The following is a 256-nucleotide window of genomic DNA, read 5'->3' on the forward strand; positions in this document are numbered from 1 at the left end:
TTGGTGAGGGCCAGCGGCTAAGTCACTTCCATACTGGATACGGATACTTTCGGGTGCCTCATCACCAATCCATTCTCCGTCTAGTGCACTCCAGGATAGGTATCCAAACACACTCGTCGGTTTGAATTCATGAGTGTGCCCATCCTCAGTAACCTTGATATCCCCTTCTCCAGCAGTCAGGGCTTTAGCCTCTGCCAATTGTTTCTCATCGATTCCATTAATGTTCATGATGAACTCCTGTTTGCGGTTGATGGAA

1 protein-coding gene is annotated in these 256 nt (G+C 48.0%); it reads right to left on the bottom strand.

Annotated features, from left to right (window positions below; all coding sequences use genetic code 11):
- A partial coding sequence (locus tag AC0L20_RS40485; protein ID WP_473295743.1) for a hypothetical protein occupies window positions 1-228 on the bottom strand: 228 nt, incomplete at its 3' end.
- Window positions 229-256: the final 28 nt, after the last annotated feature.

The sequence above is a fragment of the Bradyrhizobium sp. Kon58 genome, from assembly GCF_055807455.1.